17 protein-coding genes are annotated in these 20,820 nt (G+C 59.3%); 13 read left to right on the top strand and 4 right to left on the bottom strand.

Annotated elements, in window-relative coordinates; translation table 11 throughout:
- The first annotated feature begins 10 nt into the window (after positions 1-10).
- A complete protein-coding gene (gene cysS / locus ACA067_RS22415) occupies positions 11-1,393 on the top strand; it encodes a cysteine--tRNA ligase (protein WP_497458541.1) in 1,383 nt (460 codons plus the stop codon).
- Positions 1,394-1,610: 217 nt separating this feature from the next.
- Here cysS and ACA067_RS22410 read toward each other — a convergent pair whose 3' ends face one another.
- Positions 1,611-3,443: a sigma-54-dependent Fis family transcriptional regulator gene (locus tag ACA067_RS22410; RefSeq protein WP_497458540.1), complete on the bottom strand. Its 1,833-nt coding sequence runs from the start codon at positions 3,441-3,443 to the stop codon at positions 1,611-1,613.
- 67 nt (positions 3,444-3,510) lie between these two features.
- Between ACA067_RS22410 and ACA067_RS22405 the strand changes: the two genes are divergently transcribed.
- From ACA067_RS22405 to ACA067_RS22375, 7 genes are all read left to right on the top strand, one after another.
- The gene (locus ACA067_RS22405) at positions 3,511-3,879 is read left to right on the top strand and encodes a hypothetical protein (RefSeq protein ID WP_497458539.1); all 369 of its coding nucleotides are present in this window, start codon (positions 3,511-3,513) and stop codon (positions 3,877-3,879) included.
- Positions 3,870-4,964 (top strand): ABC transporter ATP-binding protein, encoded by a 1,095-nt coding sequence (locus ACA067_RS22400; RefSeq protein ID WP_497458538.1) that lies wholly within the window; start codon positions 3,870-3,872, stop codon positions 4,962-4,964. The genes ACA067_RS22405 and ACA067_RS22400 overlap by 10 nt, the downstream gene beginning before the upstream one ends.
- The gene (locus tag ACA067_RS22395) at positions 4,964-6,061 is read left to right on the top strand and encodes an ABC transporter ATP-binding protein (RefSeq protein ID WP_497458537.1); all 1,098 of its coding nucleotides are present in this window, start codon (positions 4,964-4,966) and stop codon (positions 6,059-6,061) included. Before ACA067_RS22400 ends, ACA067_RS22395 begins: the two co-directional genes overlap by 1 nt.
- Positions 6,058-6,924 carry a carbohydrate ABC transporter permease gene (locus ACA067_RS22390; protein WP_497458536.1) on the top strand — a complete coding sequence of 289 codons (867 nt, stop codon included), beginning with the start codon at positions 6,058-6,060 and terminating at the stop codon, positions 6,922-6,924. Before ACA067_RS22395 ends, ACA067_RS22390 begins: the two co-directional genes overlap by 4 nt.
- An 8-nt stretch (positions 6,925-6,932) precedes the next feature.
- Complete coding sequence (locus tag ACA067_RS22385; RefSeq protein ID WP_017339615.1) at positions 6,933-7,733, top strand: carbohydrate ABC transporter permease; 801 nt, start codon at positions 6,933-6,935, stop codon at positions 7,731-7,733.
- Positions 7,734-7,743: 10 nt separating this feature from the next.
- Positions 7,744-8,016 (top strand): DUF2160 domain-containing protein, encoded by a 273-nt coding sequence (locus ACA067_RS22380; protein WP_497458535.1) that lies wholly within the window; start codon positions 7,744-7,746, stop codon positions 8,014-8,016.
- A 167-nt stretch (positions 8,017-8,183) separates the two neighbouring features.
- Positions 8,184-9,926, top strand: coding sequence for an ABC transporter substrate-binding protein (locus tag ACA067_RS22375; RefSeq protein ID WP_497458534.1), 1,743 nt, complete (start codon positions 8,184-8,186; stop codon positions 9,924-9,926).
- Between the two features lie 217 nt (positions 9,927-10,143).
- Here the strand turns inward: ACA067_RS22375 and ACA067_RS22370 are convergent, their stop codons facing one another.
- Positions 10,144-11,550, bottom strand: coding sequence for a heavy metal sensor histidine kinase (locus ACA067_RS22370; RefSeq protein ID WP_497458533.1), 1,407 nt, complete (start codon positions 11,548-11,550; stop codon positions 10,144-10,146).
- Positions 11,547-12,221 (bottom strand): heavy metal response regulator transcription factor, encoded by a 675-nt coding sequence (locus ACA067_RS22365; RefSeq protein WP_497458532.1) that lies wholly within the window; start codon positions 12,219-12,221, stop codon positions 11,547-11,549. Before ACA067_RS22365 ends, ACA067_RS22370 begins: the two co-directional genes overlap by 4 nt.
- A 481-nt stretch (positions 12,222-12,702) precedes the next feature.
- Here ACA067_RS22365 and ACA067_RS22360 point away from each other — a divergent pair, with 481 nt between their 5' ends.
- The 5 genes from ACA067_RS22360 (at position 12,703) to ACA067_RS22340 (ending at position 19,159) form a co-directional block, all read left to right on the top strand.
- On the top strand, positions 12,703-13,983 hold the full coding sequence (locus tag ACA067_RS22360; protein ID WP_497458531.1) for a TolC family protein: 1,281 nt from the start codon (positions 12,703-12,705) through the stop codon (positions 13,981-13,983).
- A gap of 80 nt (positions 13,984-14,063) precedes the next feature.
- Positions 14,064-15,269, top strand: a complete 1,206-nt coding sequence (locus ACA067_RS22355) for an efflux RND transporter periplasmic adaptor subunit (protein ID WP_497458530.1) — start codon at positions 14,064-14,066, stop codon at positions 15,267-15,269.
- A gap of 26 nt (positions 15,270-15,295) precedes the next feature.
- Positions 15,296-18,448 carry a CusA/CzcA family heavy metal efflux RND transporter gene (locus ACA067_RS22350; RefSeq protein ID WP_497458529.1) on the top strand — a complete coding sequence of 1,051 codons (3,153 nt, stop codon included), beginning with the start codon at positions 15,296-15,298 and terminating at the stop codon, positions 18,446-18,448.
- Between the two features lie 98 nt (positions 18,449-18,546).
- Complete coding sequence (locus ACA067_RS22345) at positions 18,547-18,762, top strand: co-regulatory protein PtrA N-terminal domain-containing protein (RefSeq protein ID WP_497458528.1); 216 nt, start codon at positions 18,547-18,549, stop codon at positions 18,760-18,762.
- Positions 18,763-18,826: 64 nt separating this feature from the next.
- Positions 18,827-19,159, top strand: a complete 333-nt coding sequence (locus ACA067_RS22340; protein WP_497458527.1) for a DUF2790 domain-containing protein — start codon at positions 18,827-18,829, stop codon at positions 19,157-19,159.
- A 163-nt stretch (positions 19,160-19,322) separates the two neighbouring features.
- Here the strand turns inward: ACA067_RS22340 and ACA067_RS22335 are convergent, their stop codons facing one another.
- Positions 19,323-20,648, bottom strand: a complete 1,326-nt coding sequence (locus tag ACA067_RS22335; RefSeq protein WP_497458526.1) for an OprD family porin — start codon at positions 20,646-20,648, stop codon at positions 19,323-19,325.
- Positions 20,649-20,820 lie beyond the last annotated feature (172 nt).

Here is a 20,820-nt window from a genome sequence, read left to right as displayed (position 1 = left end):
AACAACTAAAGTGCTAACGATCTACAACACGCTCACCAAGAGCAAAGAAGTGTTCAAGCCGCTGGATGGCAACAATGTGCGCATGTACGTCTGCGGGATGACCGTGTACGACTACTGCCACATTGGCCACGGCCGCAGCATGGTCGCGTTCGACCTGGTGACCCGCTGGTTGCGGTTCAGCGGTTATAACCTGACGTATGTGCGCAACATCACCGACATTGAAGACAAGATCATCAATCGGGCCAAGGAGAACGGCGAGCCGTTCGACGTGCTGACCGAGCGCATGATCACCGCGATGCATGAGGACGAGGCGCGCCTCAACATCCTCAAGCCGGACATGGAGCCGCGGGCCACCGATCATATCGCTGGCATGCAGAGCATGATCCAGACCCTGATCGACAAGGGCTATGCCTACGCTCCGGGCAATGGCGACGTGTACTACCGCGTCGCCAAGTTCATGGGCTACGGCAAGCTGTCGCGCAAGAAGATCGAAGACCTGCGCATCGGCGCCCGGATCGAAGTCGACGAGTCCAAGCAGGACCCGCTGGACTTCGTGCTGTGGAAAGGCGCCAAGCCGGGTGAACCGAGCTGGCCTTCGCCGTGGGGCGACGGTCGTCCGGGCTGGCACATCGAGTGCTCGGTGATGTCCACCTGCTGCCTCGGCGAGACCTTCGACATTCATGGCGGCGGCAGCGACCTCGAGTTCCCGCACCACGAAAACGAAATCGCCCAGAGCGAAGCGGCCACTGGCAAGACCTACGCCAACGCGTGGATGCATTGCGGCATGATTCGCATCAATGGCGAGAAGATGTCCAAGTCCTTGAACAACTTCTTCACCATCCGCGACGTGCTCGACAAGTACCACCCGGAAGTCGTGCGTTACCTGCTGGTGTCGAGCCACTACCGCAGCGCGATCAACTATTCGGAAGACAACCTCAAGGACGCCAAGGGCGCCCTCGAGCGTTTCTACCACGCGTTGAAAGGCCTGCCGAACGTGGCGCCTGCTGGCGGCGAAGCCTTTGTCGAGCGTTTCACCACGGTGATGAACGACGACTTCGGCACGCCGGAAGCCTGCGCGGTGCTGTTCGAGATGGTGCGCGAGATCAACCGCCTGCGCGAGAGCGATTTGAACGCAGCGGCCGGTCTGGCTGCCCGTTTGAAAGAACTGGCCAGCGTGTTGGGCGTGTTGCAGCTTGAAGCCGACGACTTCCTGCAGGCCGGTGCCGAAGGGCGGGTTGATGCGGCTGAGGTCGATGCACTGATCCAGGCGCGCCTGACGGCTCGTGCCAACAAGGACTGGGCCGAATCCGATCGCATCCGCGACCAGCTCACCGCGATGGGCGTGGTGCTGGAAGACGGCAAGGGTGGCACGACCTGGCGTCTGGCTGACTGATTGCTGGATCGGCTGTAAAACAGAACCCGCCTTGTGCGGGTTTTTGTTTTTTTCCACAGGGCGCTAGAGCGGCGGTGTCGCGACCGACGTTATCGCGGGCAAGCCCGCTCCCACAGGTTTGGAGGTGGATTCCAATGTGGCGAACGACACAAATCCCTGTGGGAGCGGGCTTGCCCGCGATGGTCTTAAGCCAAGCACAGCTATTACGGCTCACTCGTCACTCAACCTGGCGCAACCGCTTGTAGAGGGTATTGCGGCTAACCCCGAGCCTGCGGGCCAAATGGGAAATATTCCCCCCGACCGCCTGTAATTGCCGATTCAGTTCTTCTGCATCGTTCAGGTCGACGGCCATCGGCTCGGCCGCATCCACCGGTTCCATCTCCAGATCCACAAAAAAATCATCCGGCAAATGCTCCGGCCGCACCGGCTGTTCCTCGGCCATGGCCAGCGCTACCTGCATCACACTACTGACCTGCCTCAGATTCCCCGGCCACGGATGACGGCCGAACAACTCCATCACCTCACGACTCAACCCGGCCCACTGGCTCGGTTCACGATGCTGCTCCCATAACCGCTTGAACAACGCCTGTTTGTCGCTGCGCTCCCTGAGCGGCGGCAATTCAAGGGTCAAACCGCCGATCCGGTAATAAAGATCTTCACGAAACCGCCCAAGCTGAACCTGCTCGCGCAACGAGCGGTTGGTCGCCGAGATAATCCGGATGTCCACCGGGAACAGCTCGCTGCTGCCCACCGGTTGCACACAGCGTTCCTGCAACACCCGTAGCAACCGGGCTTGGGTCGGCAGCGGCATGTCGCCGATTTCATCGAGGAACAGTGTGCCTTTGTCTGCCTTGCGTATCAGCCCGATGCTGCCTTTCTGGTTGGCCCCGGTGAACGCGCCTTTCTCGTAGCCGAACAGCTCGGATTCCACCAGTTCGGCGGGGATGGCGGCACAGTTGACGGCAATGAACGGTTGTTTGCTCCGGGAGCTGGCCTGATGCAGGGCTTTGACGAACACTTCCTTGCCGACGCCGGTTTCTCCGTGGATCAGCAGTGGAATGTCTTTTTCCAGTAGCCGTTCGGCTTGGCGAACGGCTTTTTCCACGCGGCTATCACCGAAGTGCAGGGTATTGAGGCTGATCGCAGCTGGCGTCGTGACGGTTGGTTCGGCAAATACCCGCGCCTGAATCGGTGCCTGTTTCGGCCGCTTCAACAAACACTGGAAGCGGTTGCGGCCGGAGGCTTGCAATGCAAACGGCAAACCTTCTGGCTGATTCAACAATTCCAGCAACGAAACCTTGAACAGGCTCTCGACGCTGGCCCGCGACAGGCTGATGCCCAGCAGGTTGTCGGCCCGGCGGTTGGCCGACAGCACCTGACCACTTTCATCGAAAATCAACAGCCCGGCCCATTGGCTGTCAAGGTTGTTCAATCCCGTATTGAACGTAAGCTGGAAATGCTGACCCTGAAACAGGTTGAGTATCAGCCGGTTCTCCACCGTCTGACTCATCATCTTGACCATGCCCAGGGTGTGGGACGGCGGCAGGTAGCTGTCGCTGGATACATCGAGTACCGCGATCACCTTGCGTTCGGCATCGAAAATCGGCGCGGCGGAACCGGTCATGAAGCGGTTGGCCTTGAGGAAGTGTTCATCATGCTCGATATGCACCGCCTGCTCGCACGCCAGCGCGGTGCCGATCGCATTGGTGCCGCTGCAACGCTCCATCCAGCTGGCACCGGCACTGAAACCGCGGGTCAGGCTGGGCTCGATAAAGCGCTGGGTACCCCAGGATGTCAGCACCTGGCCCTGATTATCGGCCAGCATGATCAAACAATTGGAATTACTCAGGATGTTCTCGTAATACGGCAGGACTTCCTGATGGGTGGTCTGCACCAGTGAATGCTGGCTCTCCAGCAGCCGGGCGATGCCCTCGGGCGGCAGCTGATCGAATGCAGGGGCGCTTTGATGATCGAGACCGAACGCGCGGCATCGGGACCAGGAGTCCTGGATGATGGCGTCATGGGAGAGCGGCAGGGCGGGAGCGGCCATGGCAGTCGATCTCTGAGCAAGTTTTTATTGTTTTTATGGGCTTTGCATAACATTCGGCACGCCACGGATGTCGCGTCGAAAACAATACCCTGTAGGAGCTGCCGCAGGCTGCGATCTTTTGATCTTGGCTCCCGTGACGATGGCGAAGATCAAGATCAACAGATCGCAGCCTGCGGCAGCTCCTACCTGGACCGCGATGCGGCAGGTAAAGCAAAAAGCATCCATAGAGTGTTGTTCACTATTGTTCATTGTCAACCGTCGGACTGTTCAGATGTTCAATCGCGGTTGTTCATTTCTGTTCAGCAACGAAAGCGGTGTCGCCGCTGTTTTGAGGATTTTAAAGCTGGATCAACAGCTTGCGATTTTTGGCATGGAACTCGCTCTACAGCCTGGGTCGCTTGACTCCAATAATAAAAAGGCCGAGCCATGTCATTAACCCTGGAGCACGTCAGCCGCACCGTCGAGGGCCAGACCTGGATCGACGATGCATGCCTTAGTTTCGAACCCGGATCCTTCAACGTTTTGCTAGGCCGCACGCTGTCCGGCAAAACCAGTCTCATGCGCCTGATGGCCGGCCTGGACAAGCCCGACAGCGGCCGCATCCTGATGAATGGCGTCGACGTCACCCAGCGCCCAGTGCGCCTGCGCAATGTGTCGATGGTCTATCAGCAGTTCATCAACTACCCGACCATGACGGTGTTCGAGAACATTGCTTCGCCATTGCGCCAGGGCGGTGTTTCCAGCGAGCTGATCCAGAGCAAGGTGCTGGAAACCGCGAAGATGCTGCGCATTGAAAAATTCCTCCAGCGCTATCCGCTGGAACTCTCCGGTGGCCAGCAACAGCGCACCGCGATGGCCCGTGCATTGGTCAAGGACGCCGAGCTGATCCTGTTCGACGAGCCGCTGGTCAACCTCGACTACAAATTGCGCGAGGAACTGCGTCAGGAAATGCGCGAGCTGTTCAAGGCGCATCACACCATCGCCATCTACGCAACCACCGAACCCAACGAAGCCCTGGCCCTGGGCGGGACCACGACGATTCTCCATGAAGGCCGGGTGATCCAGAGCGGCAGGTCCTCCGAGGTCTATCACCAGCCGCAAACCGTGCTGGCCGCCGAATTATTCAGTGAGCCGCCGATCAACCTGATGCCTGGCCGTATCGCCGGCAACGAAGTGAGTTTCGCCAACTTCGTGCACTTTCCGTTGAACGTGGATCTGCGCCCGGTGGGCGAGGGCGAGTTCCGCTTCGGCGTGCGGCCCAGCCACATTTCGCTGGTGCCCAGCAATGATGACGATCTAGAACTGGCGGTGACCGTCGAAGTCGCTGAGATCAGCGGTTCGGAAACCTTCCTGCACGTGCGCAACGAGCATTTCCTGCTGGTGCTGCACCTGCCCGGCGTCCATGAATACGATGTCGACGCGCCGATTCGCATCTACATACCGACCCATAAACTGTTTGTGTTCGATACCCAGGGACGGCTGGTCCAGGCGCCCGGTCGCCGAATCGCGAGGGTTGCCTGATGGCCGAAATCCGCTTGCAGAACCTCGCCCACAGTTACACCCGCACGCCGACCGGCCCCGACGATTACGCGATCCGCGAGATGGATCACGTCTGGGAGCAGGGCGGTGCCTACGCCTTGCTCGGGCCTTCGGGCTGCGGCAAGTCGACCTTGCTCAACATCATTTCCGGCCTGCTCAGTCCGTCCCAGGGCCAGGTACTGTTCGACAGCAAAGTGGTCAACGAGCTGACCCCGGAGAAGCGCAATATCGCCCAGGTTTTCCAGTTTCCGGTGGTCTACGACACCATGACGGTGTACGACAACCTGGCCTTCCCGCTACGCAACCAGGGCATGGCCGAGGCGAAGATTCACAGCAAGGTGCAGGAAATCGCCGAAGTCCTCGACCTCCAGGCACTGCTGAGCAAGAAGGCGCGCAATCTCACCGCCGATGAAAAACAGAAGGTCTCCATGGGCCGGGGATTGGTGCGCGATGACGTCTCGGCGATCCTGTTCGACGAACCGCTGACGGTGATCGACCCGCACCTGAAGTGGAAGCTGCGGCGCAAGCTCAAGCAGATCCACGAGCAATTCAACATCACCATGGTCTACGTGACCCACGATCAGCTGGAGGCCTCGACCTTCGCCGACAAAATTGCGGTGATGTACGGCGGGCAGATCGTGCAGTTCGGTACTCCGCGGGAATTGTTCGAGCGCCCGAGCCACACCTTTGTCGGCTATTTCATCGGCAGCCCGGGGATGAACCTGATCGAGGTGCAGCCGCAGCCGGGTGGCGTCGGTTTCGCCTCGACTCACTTGCCATTGTCCGAAGCGCAGCAGAAGCGCGTCGCCGAGTCCGAGTGGCAAACCCTGAAAGTCGGTATCCGTCCGGAGTTCGTGCATGTGTGGGACGAACCCTTTGATGACGCGATGCAGGCCCGGGTCGTACACGTCGAAGACCTGGGCACCTACAAGATCGTGACCCTGAACCTCGACGGCGCGCCGCTGAAAGTGCGCCTGGCCGAAGACAAACCGGTGCCTGAAGGGACGGCGTACATCAGCTTCCCGGCGCAATGGTTGATGGTGTATGCGGACGACTATCTGCTGGAGGCACAGCCATGAACAAGGTCTACAACAACAAGGCCTGGTGGCTGGTATTGCCGGTGTTTTTGCTGGTGGCGTTCAGTGCGGTGATCCCGATGATGACCGTGGTCAACTACTCGGTGCAGGACATCTTCGACCAGTCCAGCCGCTACTTTGTCGGCGCCGACTGGTACCGGCAGGTGCTGCTCGATCCGCGCTTGCACGACTCACTGCTGCGTCAGTTCATTTACTCCGCCTGTGTGCTGCTGATCGAAATCCCGCTGGGGATCGCCATCGCCCTGACCATGCCGACCAAGGGTCGCTGGTCGTCGCTGGTGTTGATCATTCTGGCGATTCCGCTGCTGATCCCGTGGAACGTGGTCGGCACCATCTGGCAGATTTTCGGCCGGGCAGACATCGGCCTGCTCGGTTCGAGCCTCAATGCCATGGGCATCAGCTACAACTATGCGGCCAACACCATGGACGCCTGGGTCACGGTGCTGGTGATGGACGTCTGGCACTGGACGTCGTTGGTGGCGCTGCTTTGTTTCTCCGGGCTGCGGGCGATTCCGGACGTGTACTACCAGGCGGCGCGGATCGATCGGGCGTCGGCCTGGGCGGTGTTCCGGCACATCCAGCTGCCCAAGCTCAAGAGCGTGCTGCTGATCGCGGTGATGTTGCGGTTCATGGACAGCTTCATGATCTACACCGAACCGTTCGTGTTGACGGGCGGCGGTCCGGGCAATGCCACGACCTTCTTGAGTCAGACCCTGACGCAAATGGCGATCGGGCAGTTCGACCTCGGCCCGGCGGCGGCTTTCTCGCTGGTGTACTTCCTGATCATCCTGTTGGTGTCCTGGCTGTTCTATACGGCCATGACTCACTCTGACGCCAACCGCTGAGGTCTGCCATGAGCAAGAGAAAGCTGATTCCGTTGCTGATCTACATCCTGTTCCTGCTGGTGCCGATCTACTGGTTGCTGAACATGTCCTTCAAGAGCAACACCGAAATTCTCAGCGGTCTGACGTTGTTTCCGCAGGATTTCACCTTCGCCAACTACAAGGTGATCTTCACCGATCCGGCCTGGTACACCGGTTACCTCAACTCGCTGTACTACGTGAGCCTGAACACGGTGATTTCGCTGAGCGTGGCATTGCCGGCCGCGTATGCGTTCTCGCGCTATCGGTTCCTCGGGGACAAGCACCTGTTTTTCTGGCTCCTGACCAATCGCATGGCGCCACCGGCGGTGTTTTTGCTGCCGTTCTTCCAGCTGTATTCCTCGATCGGTTTGTTCGATACGCACATCGCCGTCGCGTTGGCTCATTGCCTGTTTAACGTGCCGTTGGCGGTGTGGATCCTCGAAGGTTTCATGTCCGGCGTGCCGAAGGAAATCGACGAAACCGCCTACATCGACGGCTACAGTTTTCCCAAGTTCTTCGTGAAGATTTTCGTTCCGCTGATTGGTTCCGGGATCGGTGTGACGGCGTTTTTCTGCTTCATGTTTTCCTGGGTCGAACTGCTGCTGGCGCGAACGCTGACGTCGGTCAACGCCAAACCGATTGCGGCGGTGATGACGCGCACGGTCTCCGCGTCCGGTATCGACTGGGGCGTACTGGCGGCGGCGGGGGTGTTGACTATCCTGCCAGGCATGCTGGTGATCTGGTTTGTTCGCAACCACGTGGCCAAGGGCTTTGCCCTGGGCCGGGTCTGAGGAGCTGATGATGGAATGGATGAGTTGGACCGGCCCTACGGCGGCGTTCTTCAGCGTCATTGCCTTGATCCTGGTGGGCATGACGACCTGGGAGTTACGTTCGCCGAGTACCCCTCGGCGTGGTTTCTTGCCGATTGCCACCACCCGTGGCGATCGGTTGTTTATCGGTCTTCTCGGCAGCGCCTACCTGCATTTGCTGGTAATCGGCGTCACCGACTGGAGCATCTGGGTTGCGTTCGCGTTGTCCCTGGTGTGGCTGTTGGCTGTGATGCGTTGGGGATAGGGTCTGTACGAGAACTCGCCGAGCGGCGATCAGGCAAGGCAAAAACAGGCGAGGTAGCGGAGTTGACTTTAGTCAATGAGCATTCCGAGCCTGTTTTTAACGCAGCATGGTCGACGCGCAGGCAGTTCTCGTACAGAGCCTGCTCCGAAACTCAAACAGGAGGTCTTATGTTCGACAAAAACAATAAGCTGCGACATAGCGTTTCATTGGCAGCCATGCTGGCACTCAGCGGTTTGAGCGCTGCGGCCTGGGCCGATGCCTATGAGGACGCCGCCAAAAAATGGATTGGCAGCGAGTTCAAACCATCCACCCTCACGCCAGAGCAGCAGCTCGCGGAGCTGAAGTGGTTCATCAAGGCGTCCGAGCCGTTTCGCGGGATGAACATCAAGGTAGTCTCCGAAACCATCGCCACCCACGAATATGAATCCAAGGTACTGGCCAAGGCCTTCAGCGAAATCACCGGGATCAAGCTGACCCACGACCTGCTGCAGGAAGGCGACGTGGTGGAGAAGTTGCAGACCCAGATGCAATCGGACAAGAACATCTATGACGGCTGGGTCAACGACTCGGACCTGATCGGCACGCACTTGCGCTACGGCAAGACCGAATCGATCACCGACCTCATGGCCAACGAAGGCAAGGCGTACACCTCGCCGACCCTCGATATCAAGGACTTCATCGGCATTTCCTTCACCACCGCGCCGGACGGCAAGATCTATCAGCTACCCGACCAGCAGTTCGCCAACCTGTACTGGTTCCGCGCCGACTGGTTCGAGCGGGCGGACCTGAAAGCCAAGTTCAAGGAAAAGTACGGCTACGAATTGGGCGTGCCGGTGAACTGGTCGGCCTATGAAGACATCGCCAAATTCTTCAGCGAGGACGTCAAGGAAATAGACGGCAAACGCATCTACGGGCACATGGACTACGGCAAGAAAGACCCGTCCCTGGGCTGGCGCTTCACCGATGCCTGGTTCTCCATGGCCGGTGCTGGCGACAAGGGCATCCCCAATGGCTTGCCGGTGGACGAGTGGGGCATCCGCGTCGAGGACTGCCATCCGGTCGGCTCCAGCATTACCCGCGGCGGCGACACCAACGGCCCGGCGGCGGTCTATGCCACCACCAAATACGTCGACTGGCTGAAGAAATATGCCCCGCCGGAAGCGGCGGGCATGACCTTCTCCGAGTCTGGCCCGGTGCCGTCCCAGGGCAACATCGCCCAGCAGATCTTCTGGTACACCGCGTTTACCGCCGACATGACCAAACCAGGCCTGCCGGTGATGAACACCGATGGCACACCGAAATGGCGCATGGCGCCATCGCCGAAAGGGCCGTATTGGGAAGAGGGCATGAAACTCGGTTATCAGGACGCCGGTTCCTGGACCTTCCTCAAGTCCACGCCCGAGAAGCAACGACTGGCGGCTTGGCTGTACGCGCAGTTCGTGACCTCGAAAACCGTCTCCCTGAAGAAAACCATCGTCGGCCTGACCCCGATCCGCGAATCGGACATCAACTCCCAAGCCATGACCGACCTGGCACCGAAACTCGGTGGCCTGGTCGAGTTCTACCGCAGCCCGGCCCGCGTGCAATGGACCCCGACCGGAACCAACGTGCCGGACTACCCGCGCCTGGCGCAGCTATGGTGGAGCCACATCGCCGAAGCCGCCAGTGGCGAGAAGACCCCGCAACAGGCGCTGGACGGCCTGGCCAAGGATCAGGACGCGATCATGACCCGTCTGGAACGTTCGAAGGCCCAGGCTACCTGCGCACCGAAAATGAATCCGGAGCGGGATGCGCAGTACTGGTTCGATCAGCCGGGTGCACCGAAGCCCAAGCTGGCGAATGAGAAGCCAAAAGGTGAAACCGTGAGCTATACCGAACTGCTGAAATCGTGGGAGGCGGCGCGTAAGTAAATAGCTGGATCGTGTGAACCAGAACGGCACCGAGAGGTGCCGTTTTTGTTTGTGCCAGATCCATTGTTTTCGCGAGCAGTCTCGCTCCCACAATAGTCTGTGGTGTTCACAAATGTGATGAACGACGCGAGACCTGTGGGAGCGAGCCTGCTCGCGAATGCGGACAGACATTCAACATTGATATCTACCGGTCGACGCCATCGCGGGCAAACCTGCCCTACATTGCATTGTCGGCTTTTGGAAACCCCAGCCGAAACACCGTCATCGTCCCAGGCAAACTTTTAACCTCGGCCACCCCCTGATGCAGGCTCATGATCGAGCGCACGATAGCCAGCCCCAACCCGGTGCTGCCCTGCGCGCGCGAGCGGCTGCTATCGACCCGGTAAAAGCGGTCGAACAGGTGCGGCAGATGCTGCGCTTCGATGCCCGCGCCGGGGTTGCTGACCAGCAGCGAAACCTGGGTCGCCCCCTGTTCAATGAGCAGAGAAATCGTGTGCCCGGCCGGGCAGTGGCGCAGGGCATTGGACAGCAGGTTGGAGATCGCCCGTTGAATCATCAATCGATCGCCCAGCACCCGCGCGTTGCCGACCACATTCAGGCTGATCCGCTTCTCCTGCGCCGACAGGGAAAACAGGTCGGCTACTTTCAACGCTTCATCTTCGAGAGCGATCGACTCGAACGGCGTAAGCGCCGCCGGGTGGCTGACTTGTGCCAGAAACAGCATGTCCGAGACAATTCGTGCGACGCGTTCCAGTTCTTCGGTGCACGACACCAACACGTTTTTGTACTCCTCAGCCGTTCGCTCCCGGGACAGCGTCACCTGAGCCTTGCCCATCAGGTTGTTGATCGGCGAACGAAGTTCGTGGGCCAGGTCGTCGGAGAACTGCGACAACTGCTGAACACCGCCGTCGAGGCGGTGCAGCATGAAGTTGATGCCCTGCGCCAGTTCGCTGAGTTCCTGTGGCATCCGGACCGCCGAAAGGCGATGGCTGAGGTCGTGCGCCGAGACCATCGCCGCCACTTTGCGAAACTCACGCAGCGGTGCCAGCCCTCGTTGTACCGCCGCCCAGGCACTGAGACCGATAAAGATCAGCAACAGCGGCAAGGCAATCAGCGTCGAGCGCAGATAGGCACTGAGCAACGCCTGATCGTGGGCATTGTCCATCGACAGCAACACCGGGACGCTGGTGCCGTCCTTTATGCGGATCATTCGGGAGACGGTCAGAAACCGCCCACCCTGGTTGTCGGTGTTGCGGGAGAAGGCCAACTGATCCGTAGCCCCTCGCACCGCCTTCAGTTCAAGACGCGGATCGGACATGCCGGTTCCGGATTTCAGCAGCGGCGTGCGCAGATTAGCCCGGTCGTAAATGGTCAGGGTGAGGTTGTCATGCCCCATGACTTGATCAAGCAAGATGTGTGGCTTCGAACGGATTTCGCCGGCATCGGTGTACAGCGACAGGCTGTGATCAACCTGCTCCATCTTCTTGGCCAGGCTGTCCCGCGATAGCGCGTTAAATTCGTGGGTCAGGGCAAAGTAGGCCAGTACCGCGAGGAGCACCACAAGCAGGGCGCCGAGAATGCTGACGGTCAGACCAAGCCGCAGCGACAGGCTCGCCGGCTTCATGCCCGCGCCTCCAGAACGTAGCCGACACCGCGCAGGGTATGGATCAATTTGTTGTCGAACGGGTCGTCGATTTTCGCCCGCAGTCGGCGGATTGACACTTCGACCACGTTGGTGTCGCAGTCGAAGTTCATGTCCCACACCAGCGAGATGATCTGGGTGCGGGTGAGGACTTCACCTGACTGGCGCATCAGCAGATGCAAAAGGGCGAACTCCTTGGTCGTCAGGTCGATCCGCTGCTCGCCGCGGAAAGCACGATGACGGCCCGGATCAAGTTCCAGATCGGCGACTTTAAGCACCTGCGGCACCGGAATGTTTACGCAACGGCGCATCAGGCTGCGCACCCGTGCCAGCAATTCCGGAAACTCGAACGGTTTGACCAGATAGTCATCGGCCCCCAGATCCAGGCCGCGGATCTTGTCGGCCAGGCGCCCGCGCGCGGTCAGCATCATCACGCGGGTGGCACGTGTGCGACGCAGTTGTTCCAGTACGCCCCAGCCATCCAGTTCGGGCAGATTGACGTCCAGTATCACCAGGTCATAGACCTGTTGTTGGGCCAGATGAAGTCCGTCGGCGCCGGTGGCCGCGCGATCAACGATATAGCCACTTTCCGTCAGTCCCTGATGCAAGTACTCGGCAGTTTTAAGCTCGTCCTCAACGACAAGGATTCGCATGATCAATCACCACTTTTATTTGATGTATAAGTAATTAGGGCGGTCGGGAAAGTTGTTGTTTTTGTAGGATCTTCCGAACGGATTTTAATAACAGTCAAATGATTTGGTTGTTGCTTTCATGCAGAGATTTCTCCAAATGAAGGCGTGCAGTGTAAAGTCAGTAGTGGCTACAGAGTCAATCGCAGGCCTCCGCCTTGAGCCATGAAAACGCAGAAATGCAATAGCTTGTCGCAGAAATAGGCGCTGGTATCCTTCAGCCTCATGGGAAGTTAGTTCGGGCAAGTACTGTTTGGCGGATAAATACCAGGCATTTGTTTCGTTGTATTGCTGTATCGGCTTTTTCACTTGGCGTGCTAGAGCAAAAAACAACTCGCGAGTACCGTGGATAACGTATTTGTAATGTTCCAGTCACCTTGTCGATAAGTTCAAAACCCTAACGTGGCGGCATCGAAGATTCTTGATTGAAAAAGGAAGTATTCAATTGCCCGGATTTAGAGAACTGACGGCGCGATCACGCCTGAAAACAACAGCGCAGGTGGTGAGTTGCACCTGCTTTTTATTGCTGGCTGGCCCTGGTGTTGCGGCCGTTTCGTCGGCATCGACCCTGACCCTGGGTCAAGCCCTGCAAACCGCGTTCGCCGGCAATCCAGAATTGGCGGCGGCACAGTGGGACATCGGTATTGCAGAAGGCGACCGGCGCCAGGCCGGTTTGATCCCCAACCCCGAGATGTCCTGGGAGGCCGAGGACACCCGGCGCAATTCGCGAACCACCACGGTGATGATCAACCAGCCGATTGAGCTGGGCGGCAAGCGCGGCGCGCGGATCGATGTCGCCAGCCGCGCGCAGGATGCCGCCGGAATCGAGCTGGAGCGTAAGCGCAATTCGCTGCGGGCGGATGTGATTCAAGCGTTTTCCAGTGCACAGACCGCGCAGCAGCGGTTGCAGTTGTCCCGTCAGTCGATGCAATTGGCCGAGCACGGTGTGCGCGTGGCGCAAGGGCGTATCGAGGCGGGCAGATCGTCTCCGGTCGAAGGTACGCGGGCGCAGGTGCAATTGTCGCAAGTGCGTTTGGAAGTGAGTCGTGCCGAGCGCGATCAAGCCAACGCCTATCAGCAATTGGCGCAGGTCATGGGCGAGCCGTTGTCGACGTTGGTCAGTGTGCAGATTGCCGCTCAAGGCATGCCCGCCGCGCCACCCCCGATCCGATTGATCGAGCGTCTGGATGAGACCGCCGAGTTACGTCTGGCCAGATTGCTGATTGATCAGCGCGAAGCGTCATTGGGGCTGGAGAAGGCGCAACGGATTCCTGATCTCACGGTAAATGTCGGCAGTCAGTACAGCGAACTGGAGCGCGAGCGGGTGAATGTCGTCGGGCTATCGATACCGATTCCACTGTTCAACCGCAATCAGGGCAATGTGCTGGCGGCTGCCCGGCGTACCGATCAGGCCCGGGATCTGCGAAATGCCACAGAACTGCGTTTACGCACGGAAATCCAGACCACGCTAGCGCAGTGGCAGACCGCCAACGGCGAAGTCAAAGCGTTCAATCAAACCATCCTGCCTGCCGCGCAGAGTGCGGTCGACAGTGCCACTCGCGGTTTCGAAATGGGCAAGTTCGGTTTTCTGGATGTGCTCGACGCCCAGCGAACCCTGATCAGCGCCCGCACCCAATACATCCAGGCTGTCGCCGAGGCAACGGACGCGCGGGTACGCATTGAGCGCATTTTCGGAGATCTCGGCACGTTCGGCGTCAGCCCCTGAATTTCACCTTTCAAATAACTGCACGGCCGGGTAGCGCCACGACACCGTGGAAGGCGACGGCATGACGCAGAGGAGTTTCCATGGATAAAAAACTGATCGTTGTCGCTGTGGCGACGTTGACCTTAGGCATCGGCATCGGCTCGATGTGGCCAGGCGATTCATCAATAGACGCACACGCAGATGAAGCCTCCGAGCACGCCGACCCTGTCGAAGAAGGCGCATCAGCCAGTGGCGAACATGCTGAAGGTGAGCGCGAAGAAGGGTATCTGACCCTGAGCACCGAGCAAATCGCGGCAGCGGGTATTCAATTGGCCGAAGCCCGCGCGCAGGACATCAGCCTCGGGTTGCCATTCCCCGGCGAAGTGCGCTTCGACGAAGACCGCACGGCGCACGTGGTGCCTCGTGTGCCGGGGGTGGTCGAGTCGGTACAGGTCAACCTCGGGCAGTCGGTGAAAAAAGGTCAGTTGCTGGCGGTGATCGCCAGTCAGCAGATCTCCGATCAGCGCAGCGAGCAGGCGGCTGCGCAACGGCGTCTGGCGCTGGCGCGCACCACTTACGAGCGTGAGCGCCAACTGTGGCAGGACAAAATCTCCGCTGAACAGGATTTCCTCCAGGCCCGGCAAGCGCTGGAAGAAGCTGAAATCGCCCTGAACAATGCCCGGCAGAAAATCAGCGTGCTCAGCGGCAGTGTCATCGCCAGCGGGGGCAATCGTTATGAGCTGCGTTCGCCGTTCGACGGCGTGGTGGTGGAAAAACACCTGACACCGGGGGAGGTGGTCGACGAAACCAGCAACGCCTTCACGCTTTCGGACCTGTCCCGGGTGTGGGTGACTTTCGGTGTTTCGCCCAAGGATTTGAACAAGGTGCAGGTGGGCAAGCCGGTCACTGTCAGCGCCCCGGAACTGAACGCCGAAGTCGCCGGCACCGTGTCCTACGTCGGCAGTTTGCTGGGAGAGCAGACGCGCACCGCGACGGTTCGGGTGACCCTGGCCAACCCGCAAGGTGCGTGGCGTCCCGGGTTGTTCGTGACCGTACTGGTCGCGACCGACAGCCGACAAGTGCGGGTCGCTGTGCCTGAAACCGCGATCCAGACCGTGGAGAACAAGCCCACGGTATTCGTGCGCACCGCCGAGGGCTTCAAGGCGCAGCCGGTGGAGTTGGGCAGTCGCGCGGCCGGTCACGTGGAAATCACCCAAGGGCTGGAGTCCGGTATGCAAGTCGCCGGCGCCGGCAGCTTCATTCTCAAATCGGAACTGGGTAAAGCCTCGGCTGAACATTCCCACTGATCCGCAATCTCGACGAGAAGGTTCTCATGTTCGAACGCCTGATCCAGTTTGCCATCGAGCAGCGCATCATCGTGCTGCTCGCCGTTCTGCTAATGGCCGGCCTCGGTATCGCCAGCTATCAAAAGCTGCCGATCGACGCCGTGCCGGACATCACCAACGTCCAGGTGCAAATCAACACCGGCGCGGCCGGGTTCTCACCGCTGGAAACCGAGCAGCGCATCACGTTCCCGATTGAAACCGCGATGGCCGGCTTGCCGGCACTGGAGCAGACCCGCTCGCTGTCACGCTCGGGGTTGTCGCAGGTCACGGTGATTTTCAAGGATGGCACCGATCTGTTCTTTGCCCGGCAACTGGTCAACGAACGTTTGCAGATCGCCAAAGAACAATTGCCCGAGGGCGTTGAAGCGCTGATGGGGCCGATTTCCACCGGTCTGGGCGAGATATTCCTGTGGACGGTGGAAGCGCAGGAGGGCGCGATCAAGGATGACGGCGGTGCCTACACGCCCACCGATCTGCGGGTGATTCAAGACTGGATCATCAAGCCACAGTTGCGCAATGTTCCCGGTGTCGCCGAGATCAACACCATCGGTGGGTTCGCCAAGGAGTATCAGATCGCCCCCGATCCGAAACGGCTGGCCGCCTACAAGCTGACGCTGACCGATCTGGTGACGGCACTGGAACGCAACAATGCCAACGTCGGTGCCGGTTACATCGAGCGTAGCGGCGAGCAATTGCTGATTCGTGCGCCGGGTCAGGTGGCGAGCACCGAGGACATTGCCAATATCGTCATGGCCAACGTCGATGGCACGCCGATCCGGGTAAAGGACGTCGCGGCCGTGGACATCGGCCGCGAGCTGCGTACCGGCGCCGCCACTGAAAACGGTCGTGAAGTCGTGCTCGGTACGGTGTTCATGCTGATCGGCGAAAACAGCCGGTCAGTTTCCCGGGCGGTGGCCGCCAAACTCGAGCAGATCAACCGCTCCTTGCCCAAAGGCGTGATCGCCGTTCCCGTGTATGACCGCACGCACCTGGTGGACAAGGCGATCGCCACGGTGAAGAAGAACCTGGTGGAAGGTGCGATTCTGGTCATCGCGATTCTGTTCCTGTTTCTGGGCAACATTCGCGCCGCGCTGATCACCGCAATGGTCATTCCGTTGTCGATGCTGTTCACCTTCACCGGAATGTTCAGCAACAAGGTCAGCGCCAACCTGATGAGTCTGGGTGCCCTGGACTTCGGCATCATCGTCGACGGCGCGGTGGTGATCGTGGAAAACACCCTGCGACGCCTGGCCCATGCGCAGCAACATCACGGGCGCTTGTTGACCCGTTCCGAACGCTTTCACGAAGTGTTCGCGGCGGCGAAAGAAGCGCGCCGACCGCTGATTTTCGGCCAGTTGATCATCATGGTCGTGTACCTGCCGATCTTCGCCTTGAGCGGCGTCGAAGGGAAAATGTTCCACCCGATGGCGTTCACCGTTGTGATCGCGTTGCTTGGCGCCATGCTGCTGTCTGTGACCTTTGTTCCGGCGGCTATTGCGCTGTTCGTCACCGGGAAGGTCAAGGAAGAAGAAGGCGTGGTCATGCGCGGCGCGCGTCGCATATATGCACCGGCGCTGGCCTGGGTGATGTCTCACCGTGCAGTTGCTGTGGGTGCGGCGTTGGGCGTGATTGTGCTCAGTGGCGTGGTCACCAGCCGCATGGGCAGCGAGTTTGTGCCGAGCCTCAGCGAGGGGGATTTTGCCCTGCAAGCCTTGCGCGTGCCGGGCACCAGCCTCACGCAATCGGTAGACATGCAGCAGCGTCTGGAAACCCTGATTCTCGCCAAAGTGCCGGAGGTCGAGCGCGTATTCGCCCGCACCGGTACCGCCGAGATCGCTTCCGACCCGATGCCGCCGAACATCTCTGACAGCTACGTGATGCTCAAGCCGAAAGAGCAATGGCCGGATCCGGGCAAATCCCGCGAAACCCTGATGGCCGAACTGCAACAAGCCGCCGCGACGCTGCCGGGCAGCAACTACGAACTGTCCCAGCCGATCCAGTTGCGCTTCAATGAACTGATTTCCGGCGTGCGCAGTGACGTGGCGGTAAAAGTGTTCGGTGATGACATGGCCGTACTCAACGCCACGGCGGCGAAGATCGCCGCCGCCATGCAGAAGGTTAACGGTGCGTCCGAGGTCAAGGTCGAGCAAACCACCGGCCTGCCGGTGCTGACGATCAACATTGATCGCGAAAGGGCGTCGCGTTACGGGCTCAACGTCGGCGATGTGCAAGACACCATTGCAGTGGCGGTCGGTGGGCGGCAGGCCGGAACGTTGTATGAGGGTGACCGGCGTTTCGACATGGTGGTGCGACTGTCCGATGCCATGCGCAAGGACATCGAGGGTTTGTCAGCACTGCTGATTCCGGTGCCTGCGCCGCTCAATGGCAGTGCCGGTCAGATCGGCTTTATCGCCCTCAAGGAGGTCGCCAGCCTCGATCTGGTGCTTGGACCGAATCAAGTCAGCCGCGAAAACGGCAAGCGCCTGGTGATCGTCAGCGCCAACGTCCGTGGACGCGATATTGGCTCCTTCGTCAAAGAGGCCGGCGATGCGATCGAGCAGGGTGTCGAGATTCCGGCCGGTTACTGGACGAGCTGGGGCGGGCAGTTTGAGCAATTGCAGTCGGCGGCCAAACGGCTGCAGATCGTGGTGCCGGTCGCCCTGTTGCTGGTGTTCGGCCTGCTGTTCATGATGTTCAATAACCTCAAGGACGGCCTTTTGGTGTTCACCGGGATTCCGTTCGCCTTAACCGGTGGCGTCATGGCGTTGTGGTTGCGTGACATCCCCCTTTCGATTTCTGCGGGCGTCGGATTCATTGCGCTGTCAGGCGTGGCGGTGCTCAACGGTCTGGTGATGATCGCGTTCATCCGCAATCTTCGGGAGGAGGGACGCTCACTCGACGACGCGATCACCGAAGGTGCACTCACGCGGCTGCGGCCGGTGTTGATGACGGCGCTGGTGGCGTCATTGGGCTTCATTCCGATGGCCCTGGCGACGGGCACAGGGGCGGAGGTGCAGCGTCCGCTGGCGACCGTGGTGATTGGCGGGATTCTGTCTTCGACCATCCTGACGCTGCTGATATTGCCCGTGCTCTATCAGTTGGCCCATCGCCGTGAAGAGGAGGTTGTACTCGCCACATAGTTTTAGCCACCTAACGGATATGTAATTTCCCCGACACCGTGACGATAGGTTCACATTGTTACCCTGATTCCGTTAGTTAATTAAACGAGGAATCAAATATGAAATTTGCACAATTGAGTGTGTTTGCGGCGGCGTTGCTGATGTCTTCTCTGGCCATGGCTGAAGGCGGCGGCGACAGAACCTTCGAAAGAATGATGGCGTCCAAAGACCGCTCGGTGGCGCTGTTTGTCGCCAAAGAGCAGGCGCGTGATCCCGTCGTCGTGAATGAGAAAGAGGACGGCAAGACCCAAGACTTGCAAGCGTGCCGCACTTGAACAAGCCCGTCATCGAGTGCCGATGGTGCGCTTTTTTATGAGTTATGTTTTGAAGGTAAAGGCTATGAAATTGATCAAGTCGATTGCGTTCTCCGGGGTGATGGCGATGTCCCTGAACGTGTTTGCTGAAGGGGGCGGTGACAAGACGTTCGAGAAGATGCTGAGCGCCAACACCACAGCCATGGAGCAATTCGCCGCCGACCGGGGCAAGCGCGCGCCGGAGGTTAAAGACTATGAATACGGGATGGAACTTGATGTGGTCAAGGTGGTGAGCGTTGTGCGGCCGGCGGTGGCGTGTGCTGTGGTACCTACCGCCATGACTTATGAGGACTCACAGGGGGAACTGAATACGATCAAGTACAGCGTGTTGGGGGATTGCCGTCAGGGCGGTGGTTGAGAAATATGATAGTCGAGTAGCCCGGTTCATGTTGAATGAGTCGGGTTTTTTATTGGGTTGTTTTGCGGGGTCATAAAAAAGGCGCCCCGAAGGACGCCAAAGGATTCACCTCTTACCAAAGGAGCAAGGAGCTTCTAAAGGTGAATTTGCATCAACACCGCAGTTAGAGAATGGCGAACGGGTATTCGACAATCACTCGCACTTCATCCAGGTCCGACTCGAACGCTGTGGCGCGGATATTGGCCTGACGCAGGCGCAATGACAGATCTTTCAGTGAGCCGGTCTGGACCACGTATTTGACTTCGACGTCGCGCTCCCAGCGTTTCTGGTCGGTTAACGGGTTGCCCTCGGCATCGCGGCGCATGTAAACGGCATTGGCGTTGGAATAGTCGGCATCGGTGCCACGGGCGTAACGGGTCATGAAGGACAACCCCGGCACGCCGTAGCTGCTCATGTCGAGGTCATACCGCACCATCCAGGAACGTTCCTTGGGCGAGTTGAAGTCGCTGTACTGGATGGAGTTGTCGAGGAAGATCGAATTGGATTGGCGCAGATAATCGAAGTCGTCATTGCCGTTGTTGCGCTGATGGGACAGGGCTACGGAGTGGGCCCCAAGTTTCACCCCGACCCGACCGCTCCATATATTGTTGTCGAACTCGCCGAGCAGCTGTTTGCCTTCGTCGACCGCCTTGTAATAATTCAGGCCACCAAACAGCGACAGGTCATCCGACAGCGGGTAAGTCCACGCGCTGCCTGCGTAATATTGATTCCAGGCATCCTTGAGACGGCTGGAGTACAGGCTGAAACTGAGGTTGTTGTTGAGTGCGTAGTCGCCACCGAAGTAGCCAATCCATGGCGAATTGACCGGGCCCGCGTAGAACGTCGCGAAGTTTTCGCGCATGTCGCTGGAAACCGGTTGGCTCATCGCATGCAGGCGACCGCCCTGGACTGACAGGCGTTCGATACTGGTATTGGTGGCCGTGACACCCCGGAAGCTTTCCGGCAGCAGCCTGGAGTCGCCCGCCGCGACGACCGGGTTGGAGGGAAATACATCGCCAACTTTAACCACCGTATCAAAGGCCCGCACTTTCGCGGCGCCACCGACCTTGGTGTATTCGTCCCGCGCCTGGCCTTCACTGTTGACCGGCAGTACGTCGAACGAACTGCGGCCTCCGTTGCGGCCGTCACCGGTATCGAGTTTCAACCCGATCATCGCAAACCCATCGACACCCACCCCGAAGGTACCCGGGGTAAACCCGGATTCAAACTTGCTGATGATCGCGTGCGCCCAGGCCTCGGAATAACCATTGCCGGTCGGACTGGACTGGCCGTTACGGTGATCGCGATTGAAGTAGTAGTTACGGTTGAGCACGGTCAGGCTACTGCCCTCGATAAACCCCTCGGCTTTATCTTCCGCCTGCGCGATAGACGCCCCCGAACTGACAACCACGGCTAAAGCGGCCATCGACATTTTTGTATTGTTAACCATCAAGCACTCCTCGAGATCGGCAGAACTGGAACGTTCTTCGGCGTGGGTTTTACTGTTCGACGGGAGAGCAGGGCCCGCCCGCGTGGTCGCCGGGTGACATCGTTGCAATCTGCGGATAACGCCAAGGTGATGGGGTTATTACAATTTCGTCATGTGCGTGGGGACAGCGCGC

The organism is Pseudomonas sp. LBUM1674 (assembly GCF_059695635.1).
This window is presented reverse-complemented; position numbering and strand designations above follow the sequence as displayed.